General features: G+C 58.4%; 6 protein-coding genes. 5 read left to right on the top strand and 1 reads right to left on the bottom strand.

The window, feature by feature from the left end; all coding sequences use genetic code 11:
* The 4 genes from ACTH3D_RS11220 to ACTH3D_RS11205 all read left to right on the top strand — a co-directional run.
* Positions 1-546: winged helix domain-containing protein (locus tag ACTH3D_RS11220; protein WP_441667200.1), on the top strand; the 546-nt coding region annotated here is incomplete at its 5' end.
* Positions 547-551: 5 nt separating this feature from the next.
* A complete protein-coding gene (locus ACTH3D_RS11215; RefSeq protein WP_441667199.1) occupies positions 552-992 on the top strand; it encodes a GNAT family N-acetyltransferase in 441 nt (146 codons plus the stop codon).
* 445 nt (positions 993-1,437) lie between these two features.
* Positions 1,438-3,033 (top strand): isocitrate lyase, encoded by a 1,596-nt coding sequence (locus ACTH3D_RS11210; protein WP_441667198.1) that lies wholly within the window; start codon positions 1,438-1,440, stop codon positions 3,031-3,033.
* A gap of 206 nt (positions 3,034-3,239) precedes the next feature.
* Positions 3,240-3,707, top strand: coding sequence for a glycine zipper 2TM domain-containing protein (locus ACTH3D_RS11205; RefSeq protein ID WP_441667197.1), 468 nt, complete (start codon positions 3,240-3,242; stop codon positions 3,705-3,707).
* Between the two features lie 121 nt (positions 3,708-3,828).
* Here ACTH3D_RS11205 and ACTH3D_RS11200 read toward each other — a convergent pair whose 3' ends face one another.
* The gene (locus ACTH3D_RS11200) at positions 3,829-4,110 is read right to left on the bottom strand and encodes a hypothetical protein (RefSeq protein WP_441667196.1); all 282 of its coding nucleotides are present in this window, start codon (positions 4,108-4,110) and stop codon (positions 3,829-3,831) included.
* A gap of 213 nt (positions 4,111-4,323) precedes the next feature.
* Here ACTH3D_RS11200 and ACTH3D_RS11195 point away from each other — a divergent pair, with 213 nt between their 5' ends.
* Entirely contained in the window at positions 4,324-4,806 is a 483-nt protein-coding gene (locus ACTH3D_RS11195; RefSeq protein ID WP_441667195.1) for an FKBP-type peptidyl-prolyl cis-trans isomerase, read from the top strand.
* The last annotated feature ends 92 nt before the right edge of the window (positions 4,807-4,898 follow it).

Below are 4,898 nucleotides of genomic sequence, written 5' to 3'. Positions count from 1 at the left end.
GCAGCCGACGAAGCGATTACCTCGTTCGCCGACTACCTAGGCGAGGAGTTGCCCGGCTCGCTGCGCTATTCAGATGCCGGCATGGTCGCAGGCCCGGATACCAGCGAGCTGGATGATGCCGCCGTGGCGCGCATGCGCGCTCTGATTCTCGACACTCTTGACGATCCGGCTCAGCTGGCGCAGTGGTTTGGCCGAGTGATGACTCAGCCCAAGTATCCCGACCAGCTGTCACCCAACGACACCCCTAGCGATCCGGCCGAGCTTGTTGGTCTGCTACAGGATGGCGAAGTGCTGGAGCGCAGCCCTGGGTCACGCTTTGCCTGGCGCGCTCTCGACGCCCACCTAGCCACGCTGTTTGCCGACGGCGATGGCATCACCACCGGCCTTGGTTTGGCTCAAGCCCTGGCCAACCCTGAAACGGTTCTTGATAAGCAGCTGCTCGCGGATGATGGTGCCGCCGAGCTGCTGACCCATCTGTTGGATGTCGGCAGCCTGTGCTGGCCCTGGGATTTTCACGAGCACCCGGAAGACGACCAAGAGGACTGAGGCTAATGGCGGCAGAAACAGCTTGCATCACCATTGCACAGGGTGACTGGAACACGCTGGGTGAAGAAGCCGGGCAGATTCGCAGAACTGTCTTTATCGATGAACAACAGGTCTCCCAAGAGGAAGAGTGGGACGGTCTCGACCTCGGCTGCCTGCATTTTCTGGCCTACAACAATGGACGCCCTGTCGGCACCGCGCGGCTACTGCCCGACGGCCATATCGGCCGAGTGGCGGTACTTGCTGACCAGCGCGGTAATGGTGTCGGCCAAGCACTAATGGTCGCTGCTATCGAGGCTGCCTGCAGCCAACGGTTTGAGCAGGTCGAGTTGGCCGCCCAGGTTCATGCCCTGGCGTTCTATGAAAGGCTGGGGTTCCAGGCCTGTGGCGACGCCTTTATCGAGGCCGGAATTTTGCATCGCAACATGAAACTGCTCCTCATCGACTGAACGCACTCGACCCGTTTTGCATGGTTGATACCCACGTTTTGTTTGTGACTACACAGATGCCCCGAAAGCGGCCGCCGTGTAGTCAAGTTACAACCCCCCCTCCCCCCAAGGGCCAATTGCCGAACACTATCCTGTCCGGTCATAGTGACTAACAGCACAGGATGCAGCGAGCCGCTGACACCTCCTGCGCCGCCGAGCTCCACCAGTAACACTCTTGTTGTTACCGCCGACGGAAGCGGTGCAGAGCTTGAAGAAATCAGAACGCGAGCGGAAAAACAGCGGCAAGCCGGCAGCCCGGCGCAAAGCAAAAAAGACTGGCATCATCTCGCACTTGCAGCATATGCTGAGTGCGTATGGATAGCAGCAAAGGAAAGCGCGGCGACGTCAGGCAAGACCCGTCGATGCAGACATCAAGTGATTGGCCATTAACCGGGAGTAATAACTCATGACAGGATTCAAGGACCAGGTAAAAGCACTGACAGAACTGCGCAAGGCACAGGGCGGCAAGTGGGACAACATTGACCCGCACGACGCTGCACGCATGCGGGTACAAAACCGCTTTCACACTGGCCTGGACATCGCCCGCTACACCGCTGCAATCATGCGTGAAGACATGGCGGCCTATGATGCAGACAGCAGCAAATACACTCAGTCGCTGGGTTGCTGGCACGGTTTCATTGGCCAGCAGAAGATGATCGCCATCAAGAAGCACTTCGGCGAAACCAAGCGTCGCTATCTGTACCTGTCAGGCTGGATGATCGCTGCTCTGCGTTCCGAGTTTGGCCCGCTGCCCGACCAGTCCATGCACGAAAAAACCAGCGTCCCGGCGCTAATCGAAGAGCTTTATACTTTCCTGCGTCAGGCTGACAACTGGGAGCTGAACCACCTGTTCCGCGACCTGGACGAGGCCAGAAAGGCAGGCGATTCCGCCAAGGCCGATGAACTGGTCAAGCAGATCGATAACCACCAGACTCACGTGGTGCCGATCATTGCCGACATCGACGCCGGCTTCGGTAACGCCGAGGCGACTTACCTGCTGGCCAAGAAAATGATTGAAGCCGGTGCCTGTGCAATCCAGCTGGAAAACCAGGTATCCGACGAGAAGCAGTGCGGCCACCAGGACGGCAAGGTCACCGTGCCCCACGAAGACTTCATCGCTAAGATCAACGCTGTGCGCTATGCGTTCCTTGAGCTGGGCGTTGACGACGGTGTGATCGTTGCACGTACTGACTCCCTGGGTGCTGGCCTGACCCAGAAGATCGCCGTGACCAACCAGCCGGGCGACCTGGGCGACCAGTACAACAGCTACCTTGATGGCGACGTGGTTGAAAACGCCGCAGACATCAACAACGGCGACGTGGTGATCAAGCAGAACGGTAAGCTGCTTAAGCCCAAGCGTCTGGCGTCTGGCCTATACCAGTTCAAGCAGGGCACCGGCGAAGACCGTGTGGTGTTGGACTGTATCACCAGCCTGCAGAATGGCGCCGACCTGCTGTGGATCGAGACCGAAAAGCCCCACGTCGGCCAGATTGCCGGTATGGTCAACCGCATTCGTGAAGTCTGCCCAGATGCCAAGCTGGTCTACAACAACTCGCCGTCGTTCAACTGGACGCTGAACTTCCGCCAGCAGGTGTTCGATGCCTGGCAGGCCGAAGGCAAGGATGTCAGCGCCTACGATCGTGACGACTTGATGAACGAGAAGTACGACGACACCGAACTGTGCGACCAGGCCGATCAGTGGACGGCTGACTTCCAGCGCGACGCTGCTCGTGAGGCCGGTATCTTCCATCACCTGATCACCCTGCCGACCTACCACACGGCTGCTCTATCGACCGACAACCTGGCCAAAGGCTACTTCGGCGACGAAGGCATGCTGGCCTACGTAGCAGGTGTACAGCGCAAGGAAATCCGTCAGGGCATCGCCACCGTCAGACACCAGGACATGGCCGGTTCCAACATTGGCGACGACCACAAGGAATTCTTCCACGGTGACGCGGCCCTTAAGGCCGGTGGTGGCGACAACACCATGAACCAGTTCTGATCCATCAGCGTTCTGCTGTTGCATAGCAGCGCTTGATACAAAGGGAGCGGGCTCAGGCCCCTCCCTTTTTCCTGCGCTCTTGCCTGCTGCGGCGATCAAGGCTAGCGTAGTGTTGGGGTAAGCGTTAAGATCAGCAAAACAGCGTTTCCTAACTAACCATCCGTCTTGGCCTTTACTCCCACTCAGGATGTTCAAGGAGAACACATATGAAGCGACTTATTCCGATTATCGCAGCCAGCGCCCTGACGCTTGGCGGCTGCGCCAACACCGCACCTTTTTCGGGCAACGTCTATTCCGCCGACCAAGCAGGGACAGCCCAGAACGTGACGATTGGCACCATCACTGCGCTGCGTCAGGTGCAGATTCAGGCTGACAGCCGTGCTGGAGGCCTAGTCGGCACCGTCGGCGGTGGCGCCATTGGCGGCATCCTGGGTAGTAGCATAGGCGGCGGCTCGGGCCGCAGGATCGCCACGGTAGCGGGCGCAGTGGGTGGTGCAGCTGCCGGTAGCGCGGCAGAAGAACGCCTCAACCGCGTCACTGCCTGGGAAATTGAAGTGCGCAAGGAAGACGGACAAAACGTCGTTATCGTTCAGAAAGCCGACCAGCCCTTCCAGGTCGGTCAGCGTGTGCGCATTGTCGGTAACGGCCGCAACGCCAGCGTCGTGCCCTATTGAGGCATTGGCTTGAGGCATTGGCAACACAGCGTCTGATTTGAGCGTTGCAGAGTCAGCAAAAAACCCGATACCTTGATGGTATCGGGTTTTTTCGTTCAGTAACGCCCATGGAGCAAACGCATCAGCGAAGCGTAGCTTTGTCCATGACGAAGCCTGTGACCTTAGTGGCTACCAGAGCCACAACACCAATGATGATCGCAACCATCAGCACTTCGACTGGCGCGACAATCGCCGTTGCCAGCAACACGGCCAATGCAGGCGCCAGCACATAGCGATCATCATGGCTGCGCATGACGGCTGGCAACAGGGCATCGAGCTTGGCACTGACCGAGGCCTCCCAGCGCGCAAGCAGCATGTAAAGAAAGAATACGAAAGCAACCAGCCAGATAATGGCGATCGTCATTGTGGTCTCCGAATCAGGATTGGATCTGGGTGATGAATGAAATCCCTGCAAGGGTAGCCCCAGGAACCGCAGCTAGCAACCCGCCCGCTGACGTGAATTAGTCTCAGTGTGTGCTCAAGCAAACTGAAAAAACCTGTTCGACCACTGACAGCCCGAATCAGCCGCGTTACCATTAATGCTTAACCCTGCTATTTACTCAACAAAGGTTCTTTCATGCAGATTGCGCAAAACACCGTTGTGGCATTTCACTACACCCTGACCAACGAGGCTGGTGAGGTGCTGGACAGCTCGGAAGGCCGTGAGCCGCTGACATACCTGCACGGTGCCGGAAACATTATCCCGGGGCTCGAGAAGCAGCTGGAAGGCCGCACAGCGGGCGACAAGCTGCAAGCTAATGTCAGCCCGGAAGAAGGCTACGGCGAGATTCAGCCGCAGCTGATCCAGGAAGTCTCCCGCGAGTCATTCCAGGGCGTTGACAGCATTGAACCGGGCATGCAGTTCCAGGCCCAGACTGATGGCGGCCCGCTGATGGTCACCATCACCGACGTGCAAGGCGACATGGTTACCGTAGACGGCAACCACCCGTTGGCTGGACAGCCGCTGAACTTCGATGTGGAAATTGCCGAAGTGCGCGAAGCCAGCCAGGAAGAGATCGAGCACGGCCATGTGCACGGCGAAGACGGGCACCAGCACTAAGGGCTAACGCCTGTGCTGACGGCTGTGCTGACAGCCGCTCAGCGCTGCATGACCCCGCAAAGGGCAGCCTCGCCGCTGCCCTTTTCTTTTTT

Source organism: Halomonas sp. (assembly GCF_052095765.1).
Classification (GTDB): Bacteria; Pseudomonadota; Gammaproteobacteria; order Pseudomonadales; family Halomonadaceae; genus Halomonas.
The sequence above is the reverse complement of the archived record's forward strand: the minus strand, read 5'-3'. Positions and strand labels throughout refer to the sequence as shown.

Bases quoted from the DNA above. Each gene is read 5' to 3' on its own strand.
- ACTH3D_RS11205 (WP_441667197.1), top strand. From the start codon at position 3,240: ATGAAGCGACTTATTCCGATTATCGCAGCCAGCGCCCTGACGCTTGGC.
- ACTH3D_RS11200 (WP_441667196.1), bottom strand. From the start codon at position 4,110: ATGACGATCGCCATTATCTGGCTGGTTGCTTTCGTATTCTTTCTTTAC.
- ACTH3D_RS11210 (WP_441667198.1), top strand. From the start codon at position 1,438: ATGACAGGATTCAAGGACCAGGTAAAAGCACTGACAGAACTGCGCAAG.
- ACTH3D_RS11195 (WP_441667195.1), top strand. From the start codon at position 4,324: ATGCAGATTGCGCAAAACACCGTTGTGGCATTTCACTACACCCTGACC.
- ACTH3D_RS11215 (WP_441667199.1), top strand. From the start codon at position 552: ATGGCGGCAGAAACAGCTTGCATCACCATTGCACAGGGTGACTGGAAC.